Raw genomic sequence first — 20,866 nt, 5'->3', positions numbered from 1 at the left:
ATTGTCCTGAGGGGTGACTGACCGCCCTGGGATTCCGGGACGAATGCGGTGACATGGAGGGGAGAAAGAATCCTCTGCGAGGTATTTCGTTTCTTCCGTCTTGCCTCGTTTCCTTCTCGGTGAGGCCCGCACCACAAGTAAGCGCCGACCGGCACACCCCGGTCACGTTCCGGAATGTCGGGGCTTGACAGGCCGCCCGGCACCGTCTGAAAATGCGCGCGCCGTCGCCCTGGTGGGAGCGGACCTCGGCCGGCCGGTGACGCGGGGGGCTACAGCGCGAACTGCCCGGCCTCGACGCCCAGCGGTCTCAGGGCTCGCGGAGGCGTACGGCGATGGCGGCGATGTCGTCGTCGAGGCGCCCTCTGCTGTAGTGGAGGAGATCGCGGTGCAGAGCCGTGAGCAGTTCGCCGGGCCGAGTCGGGGGCTGTCGACGCATCCAAGCTGCCAGGGGGAAGAACTCGCCGTCGCGCGCGCGGGCCTCGGCGATCCCGTCGGTGTAGAGAAGCAGCAGGTCGTTGGGGGCGAAGTCGTACGAGTCGACGATGTACCGGTCGCCGATCAGCTCCGCGAGGCTGAGCAGGGGCGAGGGGGTGTCGGGCTCCAGGACACGGAGCCCCGCGGGGTTCAGCAGCAACGGCGGGGGGTGTCCGCAGTTGAGGATGTCGATGTGGCTGCCCTCGTGCGGGATCTCGACGAGGAGGGCGGTGGCGAAGCGCTCCATCGGCCCCTCGGGGGGAAAGGCGGCGTTGTAGCGGGCGCTGCTGGCGTCCAGTCTGCGTGCGATGTCGACCATGTCGGCCTCGCCGTAGGCCGCCTCCCGGAAGGCGTTCACGATCGCCGCTGCCGCCCCGACCGCCGGCAGGCCCTTGCCCCGCACGTCACCGATGAGCAGCCTGACCCCGTACGGCGTGTCGACCACCTCGTAGAAGTCCCCGCCGATCCGGGCCTCCGCCGCGGCCGCGAGATACAGCGACTCGATCTCGATGCCCCCGATACGGCGTGGCAGCGGGCTCAGCACCACCTGCTGCGCCGCGTCGGCGACGAGCCGTACCTGGAAGAGCGTCCGCTCCCGCTGGAGCCGCACGTGGCTCCCGTACGCGGCCGCGACGGTGACCGCGATGATCCCCGCGGCCGTCCACCACGTCCCCAGATCGGGGAAGACGAGGCTGAGGCCGATCATGAGAAGGAGGCAGACCGTCCCGAGCAGGACGGTGGGGAGCACCGGCCACATGGCGGCGGCGAGGGCCGGCGCCGCGGGCAGGAGGCGGCTGAAGGCCAGTTCCGGCGGAGTGGCGTAGGCCAAGCTGGCGATCACGACGGTCAGGATGACCGGCGACAGCCGCACAAGTCTCCCCGGGCCGGGGCGCCTACGGAGCCGCAGCCGTCCAGACTCGATCACATTTCCCAGAATATCCGCGCAATGAGGGCACAGCACTCCGAGAACGGAGCCCACTGGCCTCCCTGCCGGAACATCCCGGGCTGTTCTGCCCGACTCCTGCCACCGCCCCGGCGCAGGCCCTGCGCGGCCCCGGCCGGATCGACGCCGCCGCGTCAGGCGAGCGTCCCGCCGGCGTTGTGGATCAGTTGCCGGAGCACCTTCACCGTGGTGACGTAGTCCGCGTCGTCGATGCCCTCGTGGAGAGCGGCGCGGATCGCGGGAGCGTTGCGCGCGAGGTCGACGCGGGCCTGTTCCCCTTCCGCGGTGAGCCACAGCCGGTCCTCGGCATCCCGGCTCAGCCAGCCGCGCTCCACGAGCGCCTCGGCCTCCGCCGCCAGGTCGTCCTCCAGCCGGATGTAGGAGGCCATGGCCTCCCGCAGCCCGGTCAGGGTCATCCCCTCGCCGTCGGGCGAGATGTCGTTCGCCGACAGGTTGCGCAGCAGCCAGAACTGGGGCTGGGTGTAGCCCTTTTCGGCCTGCCGGGCCCTGGTGTACGCGATGAGCGCCTCGTAGGCGACACCGGTCCAGTAGGCGGCGGGCTGTCCGGCGAGCTCGGCGTCGGACATCTGCTGGGTCGTCATGGGATGTTCTCCTCCTGCTACTTCGTCTGCGGGACCTTCGCACGCGTTCAGGTCACAGGGGAGAACGTAGGACCTCAAGCACTGTTGAGGTCAAGCTTTTGATCTTCCGGACAGGGGCTACGAGTCGCTGAACGACGACGAACCGCCAGTTCACCAGTTCAAGCGGGCAGCTCCGACCGGGGAGTTCAGAGCCTTCACCGACCGGCGGACACGGCTCCGACGCCTCCGCTGCGGACCTGCTCCTCCGCGTCGGCCAGCCAGAAGAAGACCGGCGGCAGGCCGAGCTCGATCACCGCCAGCGCGATCTGGAACCACTGCGGCCAGCCGTGCACGGCGAGCGAGAGCAGTCGGCCGACCCCGCCCAGCAGGAAGACGCCGGCCAGCCACCGCACCGCCCGGGCCGGGACGGGGCGCTGCCTGGCGGCCCAGAGCCAGGCCAGCCCGTAGCCGACGAAGGCTGCCCCCATGAACCGGCCCCAGCTGTCGATCGTCGCGCCGGCGGAACCGGCCCCGGGGATCGCCGCATTGCCGAGTGCCACGTGGAACAGGCCGATCGCCACGCAGGACCAGCCCATCAGCTGCGTGAGCACGCGTAAAACCCTCGCCACGATCCCTCCAAGCCGCGCCGACGGAGTCTGGTTGACATGTGTCTACTACATTGGCGCGGTAGTAGACACATGTCAACTAGACTGCGGCCGTGCCTCCCCGCCAGCGACTCACCCCCGCCGACCGCCGCGCCCAACTCCTCGCCGTCGGCGCACGACTCTTCGCCGCCCATCCGTACGCCGACGTACTGATGGAGGACGTCTCCAAAGAAGCCGGTGTATCCAGAGCCCTGCTCTACCGTCACTTCCCCAGCAAGCAGGCCCTCTTCGCCGCCGTCTACCAGCAGGCGGCGGACCAGCTGCTCACCGAGACGCAGTTCGACCCGGCCGACTCCCTGGTGGAGCAGCTCGTCCAGGGCCTGGACGTCCACCTCGACTACTTCGTGGCGAACCGGCACGCCGTCCTCGCCGCCAACCGGGTCCTCGCCGGCGACCCGGTGATCCAGACGATCATGACGAACGAACTGGACGCACTCCGGGCACGACTGCTGGCCGTACTCCCCCTCGCGGACGAAACCGCCCACGAGGCCGTGTCCGGTGTCCTCAAGAGCTGGCTGGTATTCGTCCAGGTGCTCTGCGTCGACTGGCTCACCGACGCGACCTGCACCCGCACCCAGCTGCGCGACGTCTGCATCGGCGGGGTCCTCGGCGCCCTGCGCCCGCTCCTCACCGAGGACCCCGCCCCGGACTGGCCACGACAGCCTCCCGGCGCAGGCGCCCCCGATCCGCCGCGCCACCACGCATAAGGCAAAACCCGTTGGCCTCAGGGGACAACCCGTTGGCGGACAGGGCGGCCCCTGCATTTCGCCCGCCCAAGGCGGATCCCCGGCTGGTGGAGCGACCACCGAACCCGTCGGCCCTGCGGAACGCTCGTCAGTCCGTCCCCGCCTGGGTGCGGCGGGCATAGGCGCGGGCGGCGCGGGCCCGGTCGCCGCAGCGGGTGGAGCACCAGTGGCGGCGGCCGTGGCGAAGCAGGTAGCGGTTGCAGGGGGCGGAGCCGCATGCGGTGAGGCGTTCGGCGTCCGGGGAGGTCAGGAGGTCGGCGGCGTCGGCGGCAACGGCCGCCAGAGCATGGTCGAGGATCGCGGCGGTGGGGTGGACGGCCGCACGGTAGGGGCCGTTTTCGTCGTCCCATTGCAGCAGCGGGGCGGTGGGGACGCGGGTCATCGCTTCGTTGACGGCTTTGACGGCGGCGGGGAGGGCGGGAAGCCCTGCGGCGCGGGCCGCGAGCAACGACCTGATGTGCTCGCGGAACGCGCGCAGCTGGCTCGTGCACATTTCCCGCAGCCCGGCGTCGGGCGGGGCCAGACCGCGCTGCGTCAGCCAGTGGTTCGCCTGTGCGGGCGTCCCCAGGAGGTCAGTGGTGTGCCCGCCGGGTCGCGTGACCGCGCTGTTGGCGAGGGCCAGGGACACGTGCTCTTCCTCGCCCGGGGCCGGCGGCACGGCGGGGTCTTCCATCACGGGCTCCTTCATATCTCTCATGGTACGGCTTGCAGTCATCCGTGAGATACAGCTACGGTCATCTCACGGTTCATCCGAATCTATCCGTGAGGTCGGTTTCCCTGTGTCTGCTGCGTCTGCTGTGCCTTCTGCGTCTGTTGTGCCTGCTGTGCCCGTATCGACCGACCAGTTCCCCGTCCGCGTACTCGGCGGCCCGACCGCCCTCTTCGAGTACGGCGGCCTGCGCTTCCTGACCGACCCGACCTTCGACGGACCCGGCGGATACCCGGCGCCCGGCGTGCACCTGACCAAGACCGCCCCGTCCACCGCCGCTCCCGGCGACCTCGGCCCCGTCGACGTGGTCCTGCTCTCGCACGACGAGCACCCCGACAACCTCGACCACTCCGGCCGGGCCCTGCTCGCCGACGTCCCGCTCACCCTCACCACCCCCGGTGGCGGACGGCGCCTCGGCGAGAAGGCCAAGGGCCTGGCCGACTGGGAATCCATCAAGCTGCCCCGCCCCGATGGCGGCACGGTGACCGTGACCGGCGTACCCGCTGTTCACGGACCCGGGGCGCGCGAGGAAGTCGAACCGGTCGTCGGACAGGTCATCGGCTTCGTCCTGACCGGCGAGGGCCTGCCCACCGTCTACGTCAGCGGGGACAACGCCTCGCTCGACGCGGTCAAGGAGACAGCCGCGCGCTTCGCCCCGGTGGACACGGCCATCCTCTTCGCAGGAGCCCCCCGCTTCCCCGTCCTCTTCGACGGGGGACTCCTCGTCCTGGACAGCGCCCAGGCCGCCGAAGCCACCCGGATCCTCGGTGCCCGCCGCGTCGTTCCCGTCCACTGCGACAGCTGGGCCCACTTCACCGAGGGACACGCCGAACTGGAAGCGGCGTTCAGCGCCGCCGGGCTGGCCGACCGCCTGGACAGCGGCCGGAGCCGGCGCGCCTGAGCCCGACGAACCCCTGATCCGCCCAGACCCGGACCGCGCCCGGCCTCCGGCGGCCTGTCCGGCCGTTGCGGCCCGGGCCGGCGGGCGGCAGACGGGGTGGCCACGGACAAGGCGAACTGCAGGGAAGGTAGGTTTGCGCAGAGGCAGGTCTCGTCCGGGCTTTCGGGGACCGGACGCACGCACCCGGTGCCACGCCCGCACCGCCACGCGTACGAGGGACGGCGCTTCGAGCCGCGCCGGCCCCGCCGCGCACGGTCCGGGGAGGGTGCGCCGATGTCGGGACCGTGAGCGCCGTGGGCCGTGGTGGAGGAGCGAGCGATGGGTACGGCGGGGGCATCTGCCGATGCGGGGGAACTGCGGCGGCACCTGGGCGTGTTCGACGCGGTGGTGATCGGGCTCGGGTCGATGATCGGGGCGGGCATCTTCGCCGCGCTCGCGCCGGCGGCGGGCGCGGCGGGGTCGGGGCTGCTGCCGGGTCTGGCGCTGGCCGCGGTGGTGGCGTACTGCAATGCCGCCTCCTCCGCCCGCCTGGCCGCGCGCTACCCGCGGTCGGGCGGTACGTACGTCTACGGCCGTGAGCGGCTCGGGGACTTCTGGGGCTACCTGGCCGGCTGGGGCTTCGTGGTCGGCAAGACCGCCTCCTGTGCGGCGATGGCACTCACCGTCGGCTGGTACGTGTGGCCGGGGCAGGCGCACGCCGTGGCGGTCGCCGCTGTGGTGGCCCTGACCGCGGTGAACTACGTCGGCGTGCAGAAATCCGCCTGGCTGACACGCGGGATCGTCGCGGTCGTCCTCACGGTGCTCGCCGCGGTGGTCACGGCCTGCCTCACCGGCGGCACCGCGCAGACGGCCCGCCTGGACGTAGGGACGGACGCCACTGCCGGCGGCGTGCTCCAGGCGGCCGGGCTGCTGTTCTTCGCCTTCGCCGGGTACGCGCGCATCGCCACCCTCGGCGAGGAGGTGCGCGACCCGAAGCGGACCATCCCCCGTGCCATCCCCCTGGCGCTCGGTATCACGCTGGTCGTCTACGCGGCCGTCGCCGTCGCCGTGCTCGCGGTCCTCGGGCCCGACCGGCTCGCCCACACAGCCGCCCCGCTCGCCGAGGCCGTACGCGACGCCGGTGTCCCGGGCCTGGCACCGGTGGTGCGCGCCGGGGCGGCCGTCGCAGCGACCGGTTCGCTGCTGGCACTGATCCTGGGCGTCTCGCGCACCGCTTTGGCGATGGCCCGCGACCGGCACCTGCCCCACGCGCTGGCCGCCGTCCACCCGCGGTTCCGGGTGCCGCACCGCGCCGAACTCGCGGTGGCCGCCGTCGTCGCCGTCCTCGCCGCCACCACGGACCTGCGCGGAGCGATCGGCTTCTCCTCCTTCGGCGTCCTGGTCTACTACGCCCTCGCCAACGCCTCGGCCTGGACGCTCACTTCCGCCGAGGGACGCCCGCCACGGATCGTGCCGGTCGTGGGTGGCGCGGGCTGCCTGGTCCTGGCTTTCGCCCTGCCCGCCGCTTCCGTGCTGAGCGGTGCCGCGGTGATCGCGGCCGGCGCCGCCGCCTACGGGCTCCGCAAGGCGCGCGCGTCCCGCACCTGACGGGGCGGCCGGCTAGCCGAGTCCGTACGCGCCGCAGTGCCCTGACCGCCCGTCAGGCCACGAGGGTAGGCACGAGGCCGGATCCGGACCCCTTGCCGATCTCCCGGACCGGCCTCCCGCGGGTGGCTGAAACTCCCTGGTACCGGCCCCGGTTGGCGGGTCCGGCTGTTTGGCGCGCGCTCAACCGAGTAGGCGTACACCAGTACGTCCGCCGTTCCCCGTCGTGCTCTAGCTGTCCCTGGTCCGCACGTGGTGACACCGCGTACGGATCGTCCGCCGACGACGCCGTCGCGCAACGCGGTGTCCCCAGACCCCAGGAGCACCATGACCCCGATCCTCTTCGTCTACGCCAAGGGCGGCCCTCCTCTGGAGTACGCCGTCCCGAGAATCGCCGCCCACGCCGAAGTGCACGTCCTCGCGCTCGCGCCGCTGCCCCGCACCACCGAGTCGGTGTGGCTGCCCGGGTGCGCGTCGGTCACCACGGCCCTGCCGGGCGAGGGGGTGGAACTGGTCGATCTGATCTGCTCCCACGCCCGCCGCGCCGGCGCCGCTGCGGTGCTGACCCTGTCGGAGTACGCGGTGGTCGCCGTCGCCCACGCGAGCCGGCGGCTCGGTCTGCGCGGCGCCGGCGAGCGGGTCGCGGGGGCGCGGGACAAGCGTCTGATGCGCAGGATCTGGCGTGACGCCGGGCTGCCCGTCCCGGGGTTCGTGGAGGTCCACACGCCGGAGGACATCGCGACCGCCTTCGAGACCCTGAGGCCTCCGCTCCTCCTGAAAGCCGCCTGGAGCGCGGGTTCCACGGCCCATCTCACCGTGTGGAACGAACAGCAGGCCGAGGAGGCCTGGAAGACCGGACGCTCCGTCATGGAGGCGTCCTCCGCACAGGGTTACGCGGAACTGCACGCCGCGGACGAGGGCGTCAGCGATTTCCTCCTGGAGGAGATCGTGACCGGAGAGGCCTCCGACTGGTTCGAGGGGGCCGGCTGGGGCGACTACGTCAGCGTGGAGGGGATCGTCGCCGACGGCCGCTACCACCCGCTGTGCATCACGGGACGCATGCCGACCGTCGCGCCCTTCACCGAGCGGGCGAGCCTGGCTCCGGCCGCCCTCCCGGAATCGGCGCAGCGCCGGATCGAGGAGGTGTCGCGCGCCGCCGTCGACGCGCTCGGACTCGACACCTGCGCCACCCACACCGAGATCAAGCTCGGCGCGGACGGGGCCATGTGGCTGATCGAGACCGCGGCCCGCTTCGGTGGGGTGATGACCACCCGGCAGGTGGAGACCGTCTTCGGGCTCGACATGATCGGCATGCTGGTGCGCCAGTTGCTCGGCCGGGACGTCGCCTACCCGGAGCGGATGCTGACCGAGGGTGAGGGCGCGGCCGGCTCCCTCGTCGTCCTCGCCGTCGACTCCGAGGGCCGGCCCTGGAGCGAGCTGCCGGCCTGGGACTTCGAGGCGGTCGACTGGGACGCCGTGGTCTCACCGGGATCCCGCGTGGAGCTGGTGCGCGAGCACAGCCTCCCGCCGGGCAGCCCGGTCCCACCGTACGAGGAGGCGGGAGGGGCCAATTCCATGGCCGCGCTGTGCTTCCTCAGCGCCGGGTCCGGGCCGGAGCTGCTGGCCGACTGCGGCCGCATCGTCGCGGCCCTGCCGAAGGCCCTCACCGCGGCGTCCGCCGACTCGTCCACCACGTCCGGCACGTCCACCCCTCCCACCGACGCCTCCGACGCCTGCGCCGTTTCCGCCGACCGCCCGACGCCAGGGAGCACCGCATGACGAACGCCGACACCATCTCCCCCGCGCCGTCCCCCCGGGGTGCCGCCGTGGACACCATGCTCACGCTCCCCCTGTTCGAGCAGTTGGCCGGGGTGCTGGGCGGACACCCGTACGTGAAGGTCGTCGTGGACCGGGACCAGGGGGTGTGGCACGTCCTCGACAGCGCCGTGCACTCCTTCCACGTCAACTACATAGCCATCGAGATCCAGGGAATGACCCTGGATCAGCTCGACGCCGAACTCGACCGCTTCAACCACGACGTCTACCAGGACCCCGCGCGACGCTTCCTGCTCGGCGTGCTGTCGCTGCACTCCCGGGGCGGCCCGCAGCAGGGCGAGCCGTTCATGGTCCTGGAGACCACCGAGGCCGACACCATGGGCGCCGACCTGTTGATCGAGTTCCACGCCTTCGTACGGGCCCACCTCGATCCGTCCCTGGAACTGCTGGTGAAACCGGCCAACCACGGCCAGGAGAACGCCCTCGCGGCGGTGCCGGAGACCGTGGTGCCCCGGGCGCGGGGTCATGCGCTCCTGGCGACGGCGCCCTTCGTGCCGTTGACGCTCGCCTCGGCCACCGGCCGGCTCCGCGCCTTCGCCTCGGGCGAGGAGTACCTGGCCGCCCGCGCGGACCTGACCTGGTACGACATCGTCGCCATGCCCGTGGTCCCCGACGACATCCCGCGGCTCTCCGGTCTGATCAACGCCCTGCCCACCACACCGCTGTCCCACACCAACATGCTGGCGGCCGGCTGGGGCATCCCCAACGCCATCGTCCGCGGGGTCCTCGACACGATCGCCGACGAGAAGCTGGACGGTGCCTGGGTCCACTACGAGGTCACCGCTCACGGGTTCGTCATCGAGCGCGCCGAGGAGCCGTCGGACCTCGCCGAACCGACGTGGCACACGCAGCGGGTCCGCCTCGACGCGCCGCACGTGACGGACGTACCGCTCGTGCCGCTGTCCGCGTTACGCGCCGGCGACCGCAACCGGTACGGCACCAAGGCGGCCAACCTCGGGGAACTGCACCACGTGCTGCGCCACGGCTCGGCCCGACTGACCGGCTACTACTCCGTGCCCCGCCCGCCCCGGGCCGACCTGCTCGGTCACCTGGCCGCCCGCCTGCAGGTGCCCGAGGGCGGCGATCTCGCCCAGTACGCGGGCGAGTTCCTGACCCGGCACGTCCAGGCGCCCGCGGGCGTGGCCGTCCCCTTCTCCGTCCAACAGCGGTTCCTGGACTCCTCGCCGGCCGTGCAGCAGAGCATCGGCAAGCTGAAGATGGCCCTGGAGCTGAACGCGATGGACGCCGTCGACACGGTGTGCGTCCAATTGCAACACCTGGTGCGCACCCTTCCGGTGCCCGAGGACCTCGTGGGCGCCCTGGACACCCAGTTGGTCGAGCACCTGGCGGGCACCAGCCGCTTCGCCGTGCGGTCCTCCTCGAACGCCGAGGACCTGCCGGGCTTCTCCGCGGCCGGGATCTACGAGTCCCACACCAAGGTCACCGACCTGCCGGGACTGCTGGACGCCATCCGCCAGGTGTGGGCCTCGCTGCTCTCCCCGCGCAGCGTGCGGCTGCGCCACCAGGCCGGCATCTCCCTGGACGACACGTACATGGGGGTGATCGTCCAGCGCTACGAACCGTCCCCGCTCGGAGGGGTCATGGTCACCTGCAACCCGACCAACCGGGCCGACTTCCGCAACGTGTACCTCAACTGCGCGCACGGGTCCACCGCCGATGTCGTCGACGGCCGGACGCTGCCCCTGCAGTACCTGTACAACACGGTCGAGGGCGGCGGCCGCACCATCTCGCTGGGCGCGGCCACCGAGGACCTGGCGCAGGAGACCCGGGAGCACCTGGGCCGGTTGGCGCTGGCCGGCCGCCTGCTCCAGTCCCACTTCGCCACGGACTACACCTTCGCGGGGCCGCTCGACATCGAATGGCTGCTCGGGCCGGAAGGCGCGCTCCACATCCTCCAACTGCGGCCGTACAGCGCCTGACCCGTCCGTACTCCCTGCCCGCGTCCCGCCCCACCCGAAGGTCGCCCATGCCCCTCTCCCTGCGTGCGCGCGTGAGGCGCCGCGTCCGCCCGCCCGCCGCGGCGCTCCGCGTGATCCGGCTGAACAACGGGTTCCAGTTGTTGTTCAACCTGCTCTGGTGGATGCCGGTCTTCTACCAGTACCAGAGGCAGGCAGGCCTGTCGGACAGCCAGATCTTCGGCATCCAGAGCGTCTACTACGTGGCGTTCTGCCTGCTGGAGATCCCCACGGGCTTCATCGCCGACCGCATCGGACAGCGCCGGTGCATGCAGCTCGGCGCGGCGGCGATGACCGCGGCGAACCTCCTGCCGGTCCTCTCGCCGTCCTTCGCGGGCTTCATGGCCCACTTCCTGGCCATCGCCGCAGCCCGCTCGCTGGTGTCCGGGGCCTCCAGCGCCTACCTGTACGAGTACCTGCACGAGCAGGGTGCGGACGCACACTACGTACAGGCGGAGGGCACCGCCCGAGCGCTCGGCCTCTGGGCGAAGATCATGTGTTGGCCCTTGGTCGGCGTCCTGATGCACGTCCGGCACGAGGCGCCTTACGTGCTGACCGCGCTCTCCGCGCTCGGTTCGCTGGCCTGCGCCGCTGCCCTCCCACCGCTCGCGGAGCCGCCCCTCGGGGGCACCCGGCCGCCCGCGGAACGCGTCGGGCTCCTCGCCTCGGCCCGCCAGGCCGTAAAGGTGCTCGGAACGTCACGGTCCCTCGGGCCGTTGATGGTGCAGGGCGTGGCCGTGTTCACCCTCGCCCGCATCTGCCAGGTCAACCTCTTCCAGCCGCTGCTCCTCGAAAAGAACCTCCCCGTCGCCGACCACGGTGCGGTGCTGTCGGCGATGACGGTCGCCGAGGCCGTCGGATCGGCGAGAACCGGCTGGTTGCGCAGCAGACTGTCCGACACCACCGTGGTGACCGTCCTCAGCGTGATCATGGCACTCACGCTCGCGGCCACCACTCTGTCGGGGGGCCTGGGCACGATACTTTGGCTGTGCGTGTTCGCCGCGGCGGCGGGCCTGGCGTATCCGGTGCAACGCAACCTGATCAACGCGGCCATCCCGCCGACCCCTTACCGGGCGACCCTGCTGTCGGTGGAGTCCATCATCGACCGCGGCGTGTGCGCGCTGGTGGCGCTGGCCGTCGGTGCCTACCTGGCGGCGGACCGCCTCGACGCGCTCCTCGTGCACGCGGCGGCGGGCACCTGTCTGCTGTTGCTCGTCGTGGGCGTCGTCCTGGGCCGGCTGCGCCGGGACGGGGCACGGCCGGCCACCGGACAGGCTTGATACGTCACGTCGCGGGATCCGGGGGTCAGGAGAGCTTGCCGCCGTAGTCCGGGAGTTTGAAGGTGCGCTCCGCGTGGCCGCCGACGAGGTCGCTCTCACTGTTTCCGATGTTGGCGATGATCGTGTAGCCACGGCTTTCGATCTCGGCGCGCTTGGCCGTCTTGTAGGCGCTGACCTCGCTGAACAGGGCGGGCAGGTCGCGTACGTAGAGGCCCGACACCGGGTAGCCGACCGAGGTCAGGTTCCGTTCGGTGAGCGAGTACAGGATGCCGGGGCGGGCGGTGACGAAGAAGACGGCGACGCCGTGCGCGTTCGCGTAACGGGTCAGGTCCAGGACGGGGGCGATCGCCGGGGTGGGGTTGGTCCAGAACCAGTGGAAGTCGGTCTCCAGCGAGGAGTTGTCTATGTCGAGGACGATGGCGGGCTTCTCACCGGCGGGGGAGGCTGCCAGGCGCTGCTCCACGTAGGGCCGGGCCGTGCCGAGCACGGTGGCGACGTCGCGTTGCCAGGTCGCGTAGTCGATGCCGAGGATCGCGGCGTTGCCGCCGGGCGCCCAGGCGGTGACGGCGGCGGGGGCCTGCGCGGGCGCCGGGGTCACCGCGTGGGCGGCGGTGGTGGGCGCCAGGGCCAGCACGGCCGCGGCGGCGGCGGTACCCATGACGGTGCGGGTGGTGCGGGTGCGGGCTCTGCGCGTGGAGGTCACAGGTCACTCACTCCTGGTGGGGGATGGCATGTACGCGAAAAGAATCAGTCAGATCTCCCGTGTTTTCTACTGGTCGGTAGGTAATTTCTGACGAACGGCGGGTGGAGCCCAGGCGGCTCGACGTGCCGCGCGGGGGCTGTTCCCGCGCTCAGCGCGCCACGCGGTAGCGGAGGTAGACGACCCGCGAGCCGAAGGTGCGGGACTCGACCAGTTCGAGATCCACCCGGTGTTCGCGCCGGGGAAAGAACGGAATGCCGCCACCGACGAGTACCGGATGGACCCTGGCCCGGTACTCGTCGATCAGACCCGAGGCGGCCGCCTCGGCGGCGAGTGTCGCTCCGCCGATCGCGATGTCGCCCTCCCCCGGCTCGGCCCGCAACCGCTCGATCTCCTCCGCCAGACCGCCGGAGGCCAGACGGGCGTTGCCCTGCACCGCCGACAGCGTGGTGGAGAACACCACCTTGGGAAGCGACTTCCAGAGCGTGGCGAACTCGAGCGTCGAGAAGTCGAGCGAGGGATCCTGGCCGGCGGTCTCCCAATACAGCATGGTCTCGTACAGCCGTCGGCCCAGCAGATGGACGCCGAGCCCCCGGACCTCGTCGGTGGCGAGCCGGAAGACCTCCTCGTCGGGCGTCGTCCAGTCGAAGCCGCCGTCCGGCCCGACGATGTAACCGTCGAGTGAGACACCCATCGAATAGGTCACGCTGCGCATCGGAAACCCTCCTCGGAACGGGGTTCGACAGTACGACTGCCGAGGCACCTTTCCCGGGGCAGTGGGTCATGACGCGCGGGGCGCGAACGCGTGGCCGTGGAGGCGGGGGGCTGAGGCCGTGCGGTCGTGTGCGGTGCGGTGTCCGTGAGGGAGCGGGGGCCGGCTGCGGCGGACCGCGGCCGGCCCCCGACGACTGGTGCGTGCGGGTCAGCCCGCGGAGCCGGCGCGGCGCATCCGTGCGGCGAGCAGCAGGCCCGCGCCGGCGACCAGTGCGGTGCCCGCGCCGCCGGCGATCAGGACCGAGTCACCCGCGCCCGTGGCGGCGAGGGGGGAACCGCTGCCGCCGTGGGGAGCAGGGGTGTTGCTGCCGGTGCCGGTCCCGGAGCCGGTGCCGCTCCCGGTCCCGGAGCCGGTGCCGCTCCCGGAGCCGGTTCCGGTGCCCGTACCGGTTCCGGTGCTGTGGTGCGACTGCTGGTCCTTGCTCTTGTCGTTCTCCTGCTGGGTCTTCTTGTCCTTGGCGCGCGCCTCGTCCTGGCCCGTCTTGAGGAACTCGCTGCGGTCGGCAGCGGTACCCGCCAGCGCGGCGCGGCCGGCCTTGACCAGTTCCGGACCGCCACCGTCAATGATCTTGGCGATCGCGACACGGTTGTCCTGGTCGCGCAGCTCGTACTGGGTCACTTCCAGGAAGTGGCGCAGTTCGGCCGGCGTCGTGGACGTGCTGAGGAGCTTGCTGATCGCCTCGCTCAGGAGCGGACCGTCCCAGCCTTCGTCGATGCGGGCGAGCTCGACCCGGTCGTCCTCGGCCTGCGCGAGGTACCGTCCCGTCTGGAGGAAGGCGGCGCGGTCGGCGGGAGTGCCCTTGAGCGCCTTCTTGCCCGCCTCCTTCACGCCGGGGCCGCCGGCGCCGATCAGCCTGGAGATGTCGACGGTGTTGTCGTCATCGCGCAATTCGTACTGGGTGACCTCGTAGAAGTGGCGCAGCTGCTCCAGAGTCGTCTTGTCGCTCCGGAAGAGCTGGTTGATGCCTTCCTTCAGGCCGGGGCCGGCACCGTTGAGGAGCCTGGTGATCAGCACCCGGTAGTCGTCGAGGCGGATCGCGTGCTGGTCCGTCTCGATGAACTTGCGCATGGCCGCGGGGCCGTCGGCTATGGCCTTGAGGCCGGCTTCCTTCATGTACCCGCTGGCCATCGGGTCGGCGATGATCGCGAGGATGGTCTTGCGGTCCTCCTCCGCACGGTCCTTGCCGGTCTCGTCCGGGGCCGCCTGGTCGGGTGCGGTCGGGGACGTGGGATCGGTGGACGTGGCAGTCTCCGTGCCGGCGAACGCCGGTGACGCGAGGAGGACGGCCGGAGCAAGAGCGGCCGTGGTGACCGCTGCGGCGATCCGGGACAACTTCACAGAAAAAACCCCCTGGAAAATGTTCTTACGGGCACAAGACCCACCAGGTTCGCCGATGGTTGTACGGCGCATCGAGAAAGGGGGCACGAGCGGGTGTGCCGGCGGCGGTGGGACATGACGCTCAACCCCGGCGGAACAAGTCCTCCCCGTTCACCGCCGGTACGGTGCTGTTCCTGGACGAGCCCGGCCGGCGCGGTACCTCGCGGCCCTGAGCCAGCCACTGCCGCTCCACCGCGTCGTAGATCGGCGCATCCGATGCCTGCCCCGACACCACGAACGACCGGACGAACTGGGGCCACTCGGGAGGCGAAACGGTTCTCTGCTCCATACCCCCACCAACGACCCCGCCCCGAGGACGTGGCGGCACGTGACCGTACCGTCACCAGCGGGCCGCAGGAACTTCCGGGCAGCTGCACGCGCCCGGACAGCCCGGACATCGTGGTGGCTGACGGGCAGTCGGCCGACCGGGCTCCCTTGCCGGATCGCCAGTCCGTGCCGGAGAGTCCCCCTAGGACCGGCCCCGACGGTCGCGGCCAGGAACTGGGCGCGGGGACCGGCCGGGAGAGGAGCGGCCATGCAGGGCGGTACCGTCGCGGTGATCGGTGGAAGCATTGCCGGATGTGCGTTCGCCTCGGCGGCCACACGCGCCGGGGCGGACGAAGTGGTGGTGCTGGAGCGCACCCGCGGGCGGCTCGCCGACCGGGGACTCGGGCTGTGCATCCACGACGAGCGGGCCGCCGAACTCGCGGCGACCGGCGCCCTGCCCCGGGGCATCGCCGCCCACCGGCTGACCCGGCGCCGGTGGGTGGTCCGGGACGCCGCCGCCGGACCCGCCGGGCGGCTGTTCTGGGAGCAGCCGTTCCCCTTCCACTCGTACCACTGGGGACTGCTGTGGAGCGGGTTACGGGAAGCCATGCCGGCCTCGGTGGTCTACCGCCGGGGCGTAACGGTGACCGCAGTGGCCGTCGGCGCGGACCGGGCCCGGGTACTGCTCGCCGACGGCGCCGCCGAGCAGTACGACCTGGCCGTCGGCGCCGACGGGTACCGCTCGGTGGTACGGGAGACGGTCTGCCGTACCTCACGCCCCGAGTACGCCGGGTACGTGTGCTGGCGCGGGAACTTCGACGCCCGGCGGCTGGCGGAGACCGGCGAGACGCACTGGCCGCGCGACGCCGTGACCACCGTGTGCTTCGAGGGCGGCAGCTGTGTCGTGTACCGCATCCCCGGCCCGGACGGCCCCCGGGTGAACTGGGTCCTGTACGCGACGCCCCCGCAGAGCGGCCGACTGCGGCTGGACGACCCCACCAGTTTCCCGCCCGGGCAGGTCACGGCCGAACTCGCCGCCGCATTGGCCGAGTTGCTGGACCGCGGCTTCCCGCCGTACTGGGCCCGCGTCATCTCGCTGACCGACGCGGAGCACACCTACGTGCAGCCGATCTACGACCTGGCGAGCGCGCACACCACCGCCGGCCGCTTCTTGCTGGCCGGCGACGCGGCAGTAGTGGCGCGCCCGCACACCACCAGCGGGGCGGCGAAGGCCCTCCAGGACGCCAGCGCCTTCGAGACCGCCTGGCGCCGGTCGGCTTCCTGGGACGAACTGCTGGACGCCTACCGGGCCGCGAGGGGGGCCGCGGGCCGGGAACTCGTCGCCCTGGCCCGCAGGCTCGGCCGGGCCCAGGTGGAGCGGACGCCCAGCTGGGCCGTGATGGACTCCCGTCAGGCGCAGGCGTGGTGGCATGACCAGCTCGCGGACGCTGCGGACATCGGCGGACAACCCCTGCCCGGACACCTGCCGGCCGAATCCGGTCCTACATAATCCGTGGGTATGGGAAAGACTTACACACGCATCGACGGCCGGCTGCGCACCTTCATAGAGCAGCAGCCGATGTTCTTCACCGCGACCGCGCCGCTCGCGGGCGACGGCACGGTCAACCTCTCCCCCAAGGGCCTCCAGGGCTCCTTCGCGGTGCTCGACGAGGAACGGGTCGCCTACCTCGACTTCGCCGGCAGCACGGCCGAGACCATCGCGCACCTGCGGGAGAACGGGCGGGTCACGTTGATGTGGTGCGCTTTCCAGGGGGCGCCCAACATCGTCCGGGTGCACGGTCGGGGCGAGCCCGTCTTCCGTGACGACCCGCGCTTCGAGGAACTGCTCGCACACTTCCCGGCCATCGACCCCGCTCTGCACGGGCTGCGCGCGATCATCGTGGTGACGGCCGAACTCATCCGTGACTCCTGCGGGTACGGGGTTCCCTTCATGTCGTACGACGAAGACCGCGACCTGCACGCCAAGCGCTTCTCGCGTGAGGATGACGCTTCGCTGAGCGCGTACTTCGCCAAGAAGGACCACATCGCACAGAGCATCGACGGCCTTCCCGGACTGCCCCTTCCGCTGCCGCCCGTCAACTTCTGAGCAACCGTTCCTCCGTGTCCCTCCGACGGGCCGGGCCCGGGCCGCGAGAGCCGGCTCTTCGAGATCAGCCGCGTCCAGGGGCGGACCCGCCGCCGTTGTCCTCGAACAGTTGCCGGGTACGGCGCAGGAGGGCTTCCCGTACGGCGTCCGGGGACAGGACCCGCAGCGGTGTGGCCAGGCCGAGGAGGTACCCGGCGAGACCGTCCGCATCGGGGCCGCCGACGTCGACGATCGTGACGTCGGGGTTTTCCGGGCGGTGGGTCCCGACCGTCGACGGGATCAGCCGCAGCGCCTCCTCCAAGGGCAGAGGCAGGCGGATCGTCACGTAGAGCGGGTAGGCGCCGGCCGCGATGGAGCGGGAAACGAGCAGAGCCGGGTCGGGCGGGTCCACGAGTTCCACCGGGCGTCCGCTCGGCCGTATCCGGCCGACCCGGTCGGCGCGGAAGGTACGCCACTCGTCGCGCGTCACGTCCCGGGCGACGAAGTACCAACGGCGTCCGGTGTGTACCAGGCGGTACGGGTCGACGTCCCGGACCGTGTCCTTCCCTTCCCGGTCGCGGTACGACAGGCGGCTGCGCTCGCCCCGGCGGCACGACGCGGCGAGCTCCAGCAGCATGCCGGGCGCGATCTGCGGTTCGTCGGGCCTCGTGGTGTGCACGAAGGCGGCGTCCATCTCGCCCAGCCTGTCCGCGATCCGGCGCGGCAGGACCTGACGCAGTTTCAGCAGCGCGGACAGTGCGGCCTGGTCACCGCCGAGGACGCCGCTGAGTGCTGCCTCGCGCAGCCCGACGGCCACGGCGAGTGCCTCTTCGTCATCAAGGACCAACGGCGGCACCGCAGCTCCGGCGCGCAGGCGGTAGCCGCCCCACGGCCCGGGGTCCGACTCGACCCCGTAGCCGAGTTCTCGGAGCCTTGCGACGTCCCGCCGCACCGTGCGCTCGGTGACCGCCATCTTGTCGGCCAGCTCGCCGCAGGTCCACGACGGCCGGGCGGACAGCAGCGAGACCAGTCGCAGCAGGCGGGCGGATGTGCTGATCACCTCTGAAGTGTCCCGCACGACCAGGACCGTACCTGTCCTGGTCCCGTCATAGCCTCCTTCCCATGAGCACTGAAAACGCTTCGGACACGTCCACACCCGCGATCCGCTACGCGGCCGTCACGTTCGACTGCCCGGACCCTGCCGAACTGGGCCGCTTCTACGGCGACGCCCTGGGCCTGCCCGTCGTCTACTCCACCGACGACTTCGTCCTGGTCGGCCAGGAGGGCTCGGCCGGGCTGGGGTTCAACCGGCTGGCCGACTACCGACGTCCCACCTGGCCGGATCCCTCCCAGGAGAAGCAGGCGCACATCGAACTGGGCGTCGACGACTTGGATGTCGCCCAGGCCCGGCTGCTCGCCCTGGGGGCCGTCGAGCCCCCCGTGCAGCCGGAACCCGACCGCTGGCGGGTCCTCCTGGACCCCGCGGGTCATCCGTTCTGCATCACCACCCTGGTCTGAGCCGGCACGGGGACAACTGGGACCAGAACCTGCCTGATGGGTCGTCACGATGGGCTGCCGACAGCCCTCTTGTGTCGCACCTTGACCGCGGCTGCCGACGCAAGCGGTGTGCGCGTCATCAGTTGACATGAAGTGCACTCCAACACCTAGCGTCCCGGGGAGAGGAAAGCGAACTCAGGAGGCAGCAACATGACCGACGTCCCCACCCGGCACCTGGGCGGCCTGGCGGTTTCCGCGCAAGGCCTGGGGTGCATGGGCATGAGCCACGCCTACGGCGCCGCGGACGACGCGCAGTCGATCGCGACGCTGCACCATGCCCTCGACCTCGGGGTGACCTTGCTGGACACCGCAGACTTCTACGGTGCAGGGCACAACGAGGAGCTGATCGGACGGGCCGTCGCCGGGCGTCGCGACGAGGTGGTGCTGGCGACGAAGTTCGGCTTCGCCAGCCGCCTGGGCGAGCCGGTCCGGCTGCGCGGCGACGCCGCCTACGTACGGCAGGCGTGCGAGGCTTCGCTGCGCCGGCTCGGCGTCGACCACATCGACCTCTACTACCAGCACCGGGTCGATCCGCAGGTCCCGATCGAGGAGACCGTCGGCGCGATGGCCGAGCTGGTGCGGGCCGGCAAGGTCCGCCACCTCGGGCTGTCGGAAGCCGGCGCGGGCACCATCCGCCGGGCCCACGCGGTGCACCCGATCGCCGCCCTGCAGAGCGAGTGGTCGCTGTGGACCCGGGACCTGGAGGCGGAGATCGCCCCGGTCTGCCGCGAACTCGGCATCGGGCTGGTCCCGTTCTCACCGCTCGGGCGCGGCTTCCTGACCGGCCGGTACAGCTCGGTGGAGGGGCTGGCCGAGACCGACTTGCGGCGCAGCCAGCCGCGCTTCGCCGACGGCAACCTCGAACGGAACCTGGCGATCGTCGCGAAGCTGGACGAGCTTGCCGCGGCGAAGGGGGTCACCACGGGCCAGCTGGCACTGGCCTGGGTGCAGCACCGGGGCACCGACGTGGTGCCGATTCCCGGTACCCGGCGGCAGCGCTACCTGGAGGAGAACCTCGCGGCCCTGGCCGTCGAGCTGTCCCCCGAGGACCTCGCCGCCATCGAGGCCGCCGCCCCGCCCGAGGAGGTCGCGGGCACCCGCTACGACGCGACCAACCTCACCTTCGTCAACAAGTAGCCCGACGAGGCCGAACCGGTGCCGCACCGCTGTGGCCCGTGGTGCCGCCCGCCGGTGCAGGCCGGCGGGCGGGCCGGGGCCGCCGCACGGCACCGGTGCGCCGGTGCCGTGCGGGCAGCAGGCCTGCCGCTCGGGGCAGCGAGGGGCGGCAGTCACCGACGGCCACCCCCACCGACGCCCCCGCGCCCGGACACCACCCCGCACCGCCGACCACCCCGCACCGCGGACCCGTACGCGGCCGTGACGCATCTCACCTTCGGCCGGCTGCCGCGGCCGTCCGCCCGTGGCCGGGCCGGGACCGGGCCCGAGCGGGCCGCTCCCGGAGGCCGGTCGGGCGAGGAAGGGGCCGGGAGGGATGACCTAGCCTGGATCAGCAGCTATGTGAGGGCGGGGGCCGAGCGCAAGGGAAGGGCGCGTCCATGGGCACCACCAGCAGTTCCGTACGTCGTCGGCGGGCCGGTTCCGCGGTGGCGGCGGCCGTCCTCGGTCTCCTGACGACGGCGGTCACACCGGCCCTGGCCGCCGCGGACGGTTCCGCCGGCCGGCACCCTGCCGCGCACCCTGCCGCGCACCCGGTCGCACACCGTGCCGCGCACCCCGCGGAACCGGCCGGGAGCGCCTCCCGGATCCCACTGGGGATCTCCCGGCTGGCCCAGGGCCCGGGCCACGACGTCGCCATCACCATCGATGACGGCCCGGACCCCCGCTGGACCCCGAAGGTGCTCCAGGTGCTGCGCGAGAACCACGTCAAGGCCACCTTCTGCATGATCGGCACCCAGGCGAAGAAGTACCCGGCACTGGTGCGCGCGGTCGCCGCGGACGGGCACCGGCTGTGCGACCACTCCGTCGACCACGACGTGACCATGGACCACAAGCCGGTGGACTACCAGCGCCGGCAGATACTCGACGGCAAGGCCATGATCGAGACGGCCGTACCGGGCGTGGCCGTCACCTACTACCGGGCGCCGGGCGGTGCCTTCACCCCCGACAGCCGCGCGATCGCCGCCGCGAGCGGGATGCGCCCCCTGGGCTGGAGCGTGGACCCCAAGGACTGGAGCCGTCCGGGCCTGCCGGCCATCCTCGCCGCAGCCGAGGGCGGGCTGCCGCAGCAGCCGACCGTCCTCTTCCACGACGGTGGCGGCGACCGCAGCGAGACCGTCGCGGCGCTGGAGGAGTACCTGCCGTGGCTCACCGCGCACGGCTACAGCTTCACCTTCCCGGCCCGTACCACGCCGTAGCCGGGTTTCCGGGCGGCCGACCGCGCCCACCGGT

The 20,866-nt window shown here is 71.8% G+C and carries 19 protein-coding genes; 11 read left to right on the top strand and 8 right to left on the bottom strand.

Annotated elements, in window-relative coordinates; translation table 11 throughout:
* Window positions 1-307: 307 nt before the first annotated feature.
* The 3 genes from OG861_RS29620 to OG861_RS29610 form a co-directional block, all read right to left on the bottom strand.
* A complete protein-coding gene (locus OG861_RS29620) occupies window positions 308-1,399 on the bottom strand; it encodes a PP2C family protein-serine/threonine phosphatase (protein WP_329192317.1) in 1,092 nt (363 codons plus the stop codon).
* Window positions 1,400-1,551: 152 nt separating this feature from the next.
* Window positions 1,552-2,019, bottom strand: coding sequence for a MarR family winged helix-turn-helix transcriptional regulator (locus tag OG861_RS29615; protein ID WP_329192319.1), 468 nt, complete (start codon window positions 2,017-2,019; stop codon window positions 1,552-1,554).
* 194 nt (window positions 2,020-2,213) lie between these two features.
* On the bottom strand, window positions 2,214-2,627 hold the full coding sequence (locus OG861_RS29610; RefSeq protein WP_329192321.1) for a DUF4345 domain-containing protein: 414 nt from the start codon (window positions 2,625-2,627) through the stop codon (window positions 2,214-2,216).
* 89 nt (window positions 2,628-2,716) lie between these two features.
* Here OG861_RS29610 and OG861_RS29605 point away from each other — a divergent pair, with 89 nt between their 5' ends.
* Complete coding sequence (locus OG861_RS29605; protein ID WP_329192323.1) at window positions 2,717-3,370, top strand: TetR/AcrR family transcriptional regulator; 654 nt, start codon at window positions 2,717-2,719, stop codon at window positions 3,368-3,370.
* A 127-nt stretch (window positions 3,371-3,497) separates the two neighbouring features.
* Here the strand turns inward: OG861_RS29605 and OG861_RS29600 are convergent, their stop codons facing one another.
* Entirely contained in the window at window positions 3,498-4,106 is a 609-nt protein-coding gene (locus tag OG861_RS29600; RefSeq protein WP_443056404.1) for a CGNR zinc finger domain-containing protein, read from the bottom strand.
* A gap of 127 nt (window positions 4,107-4,233) precedes the next feature.
* On the opposite strand from OG861_RS29600, the gene OG861_RS29595 reads away from it, so the two are divergent.
* The 5 genes from OG861_RS29595 to OG861_RS29575 all read left to right on the top strand — a co-directional run bounded on the left by OG861_RS29595 (window position 4,234) and on the right by OG861_RS29575 (window position 11,695).
* A complete protein-coding gene (locus tag OG861_RS29595) occupies window positions 4,234-5,019 on the top strand; it encodes an MBL fold metallo-hydrolase (RefSeq protein ID WP_443056405.1) in 786 nt (261 codons plus the stop codon).
* A 318-nt stretch (window positions 5,020-5,337) separates the two neighbouring features.
* The gene (locus tag OG861_RS29590; protein ID WP_329192329.1) at window positions 5,338-6,606 is read left to right on the top strand and encodes an APC family permease; all 1,269 of its coding nucleotides are present in this window, start codon (window positions 5,338-5,340) and stop codon (window positions 6,604-6,606) included.
* 324 nt (window positions 6,607-6,930) lie between these two features.
* Entirely contained in the window at window positions 6,931-8,382 is a 1,452-nt protein-coding gene (locus OG861_RS29585; RefSeq protein ID WP_329192331.1) for an ATP-grasp domain-containing protein, read from the top strand.
* On the top strand, window positions 8,379-10,379 hold the full coding sequence (locus OG861_RS29580) for a PEP/pyruvate-binding domain-containing protein (protein ID WP_329192333.1): 2,001 nt from the start codon (window positions 8,379-8,381) through the stop codon (window positions 10,377-10,379). Before OG861_RS29585 ends, OG861_RS29580 begins: the two co-directional genes overlap by 4 nt.
* Window positions 10,380-10,450: 71 nt before the next feature.
* The gene (locus tag OG861_RS29575; RefSeq protein ID WP_329192334.1) at window positions 10,451-11,695 is read left to right on the top strand and encodes an MFS transporter; all 1,245 of its coding nucleotides are present in this window, start codon (window positions 10,451-10,453) and stop codon (window positions 11,693-11,695) included.
* 25 nt (window positions 11,696-11,720) lie between these two features.
* Here OG861_RS29575 and OG861_RS29570 read toward each other — a convergent pair whose 3' ends face one another.
* The 3 genes from OG861_RS29570 to OG861_RS29560 form a co-directional block, all read right to left on the bottom strand.
* On the bottom strand, window positions 11,721-12,353 hold the full coding sequence (locus OG861_RS29570) for an HAD family acid phosphatase (protein WP_443056743.1): 633 nt from the start codon (window positions 12,351-12,353) through the stop codon (window positions 11,721-11,723).
* A 193-nt stretch (window positions 12,354-12,546) separates the two neighbouring features.
* Window positions 12,547-13,110, bottom strand: a complete 564-nt coding sequence (locus OG861_RS29565) for a dihydrofolate reductase family protein (protein ID WP_329192337.1) — start codon at window positions 13,108-13,110, stop codon at window positions 12,547-12,549.
* Window positions 13,111-13,317: 207 nt separating this feature from the next.
* Window positions 13,318-14,508, bottom strand: coding sequence for an ALF repeat-containing protein (locus tag OG861_RS29560; RefSeq protein ID WP_329375195.1), 1,191 nt, complete (start codon window positions 14,506-14,508; stop codon window positions 13,318-13,320).
* A gap of 574 nt (window positions 14,509-15,082) precedes the next feature.
* Between OG861_RS29560 and OG861_RS29555 the strand changes: the two genes are divergently transcribed.
* Window positions 15,083-16,324: an FAD binding domain-containing protein gene (locus tag OG861_RS29555; RefSeq protein WP_329192340.1), complete on the top strand. Its 1,242-nt coding sequence runs from the start codon at window positions 15,083-15,085 to the stop codon at window positions 16,322-16,324.
* Between the two features lie 9 nt (window positions 16,325-16,333).
* Window positions 16,334-16,921 (top strand): pyridoxamine 5'-phosphate oxidase family protein, encoded by a 588-nt coding sequence (locus tag OG861_RS29550; RefSeq protein ID WP_329192341.1) that lies wholly within the window; start codon window positions 16,334-16,336, stop codon window positions 16,919-16,921.
* A 64-nt stretch (window positions 16,922-16,985) separates the two neighbouring features.
* Here OG861_RS29550 and OG861_RS29545 read toward each other — a convergent pair whose 3' ends face one another.
* A complete protein-coding gene (locus tag OG861_RS29545; protein ID WP_329192342.1) occupies window positions 16,986-17,960 on the bottom strand; it encodes a helix-turn-helix transcriptional regulator in 975 nt (324 codons plus the stop codon).
* Window positions 17,961-18,022: 62 nt separating this feature from the next.
* Between OG861_RS29545 and OG861_RS29540 the strand changes: the two genes are divergently transcribed.
* The 3 genes from OG861_RS29540 to OG861_RS29530 all read left to right on the top strand — a co-directional run bounded on the left by OG861_RS29540 (window position 18,023) and on the right by OG861_RS29530 (window position 20,832).
* Entirely contained in the window at window positions 18,023-18,418 is a 396-nt protein-coding gene (locus OG861_RS29540; protein ID WP_330261911.1) for a VOC family protein, read from the top strand.
* 189 nt (window positions 18,419-18,607) lie between these two features.
* Window positions 18,608-19,594 carry an aldo/keto reductase gene (locus OG861_RS29535; protein ID WP_329192344.1) on the top strand — a complete coding sequence of 329 codons (987 nt, stop codon included), beginning with the start codon at window positions 18,608-18,610 and terminating at the stop codon, window positions 19,592-19,594.
* A gap of 419 nt (window positions 19,595-20,013) precedes the next feature.
* Window positions 20,014-20,832 (top strand): polysaccharide deacetylase family protein, encoded by an 819-nt coding sequence (locus OG861_RS29530; RefSeq protein ID WP_329192345.1) that lies wholly within the window; start codon window positions 20,014-20,016, stop codon window positions 20,830-20,832.
* The last annotated feature ends 34 nt before the right edge of the window (window positions 20,833-20,866 follow it).

The organism is Streptomyces sp. NBC_00539, assembly GCF_036346105.1.
Taxonomy (GTDB): Bacteria; Actinomycetota; Actinomycetes; order Streptomycetales; family Streptomycetaceae; genus Streptomyces.
The sequence above is the reverse complement of the archived record's forward strand: the minus strand, read 5'-3'. Positions and strand labels throughout refer to the sequence as shown.

What these genes read in the sequence shown, in the direction of transcription:
- OG861_RS29615 (WP_329192319.1), bottom strand. Translation starts at nt 2,019, where the DNA reads ATGACGACCCAGCAGATGTCCGACGCCGAGCTCGCCGGACAGCCCGCC.
- OG861_RS29600 (WP_443056404.1), bottom strand. Translation starts at nt 4,106, where the DNA reads ATGAGAGATATGAAGGAGCCCGTGATGGAAGACCCCGCCGTGCCGCCG.
- OG861_RS29590 (WP_329192329.1), top strand. Translation starts at nt 5,338, where the DNA reads ATGGGTACGGCGGGGGCATCTGCCGATGCGGGGGAACTGCGGCGGCAC.
- OG861_RS29585 (WP_329192331.1), top strand. Translation starts at nt 6,931, where the DNA reads ATGACCCCGATCCTCTTCGTCTACGCCAAGGGCGGCCCTCCTCTGGAG.
- OG861_RS29580 (WP_329192333.1), top strand. Translation starts at nt 8,379, where the DNA reads ATGACGAACGCCGACACCATCTCCCCCGCGCCGTCCCCCCGGGGTGCC.
- OG861_RS29570 (WP_443056743.1), bottom strand. Translation starts at nt 12,353, where the DNA reads ATGGGTACCGCCGCCGCCGCGGCCGTGCTGGCCCTGGCGCCCACCACC.
- OG861_RS29565 (WP_329192337.1), bottom strand. Translation starts at nt 13,110, where the DNA reads ATGCGCAGCGTGACCTATTCGATGGGTGTCTCACTCGACGGTTACATC.
- OG861_RS29555 (WP_329192340.1), top strand. Translation starts at nt 15,083, where the DNA reads ATGCAGGGCGGTACCGTCGCGGTGATCGGTGGAAGCATTGCCGGATGT.
- OG861_RS29550 (WP_329192341.1), top strand. Translation starts at nt 16,334, where the DNA reads ATGGGAAAGACTTACACACGCATCGACGGCCGGCTGCGCACCTTCATA.
- OG861_RS29540 (WP_330261911.1), top strand. Translation starts at nt 18,023, where the DNA reads ATGAGCACTGAAAACGCTTCGGACACGTCCACACCCGCGATCCGCTAC.
- OG861_RS29535 (WP_329192344.1), top strand. Translation starts at nt 18,608, where the DNA reads ATGACCGACGTCCCCACCCGGCACCTGGGCGGCCTGGCGGTTTCCGCG.
- OG861_RS29530 (WP_329192345.1), top strand. Translation starts at nt 20,014, where the DNA reads ATGGGCACCACCAGCAGTTCCGTACGTCGTCGGCGGGCCGGTTCCGCG.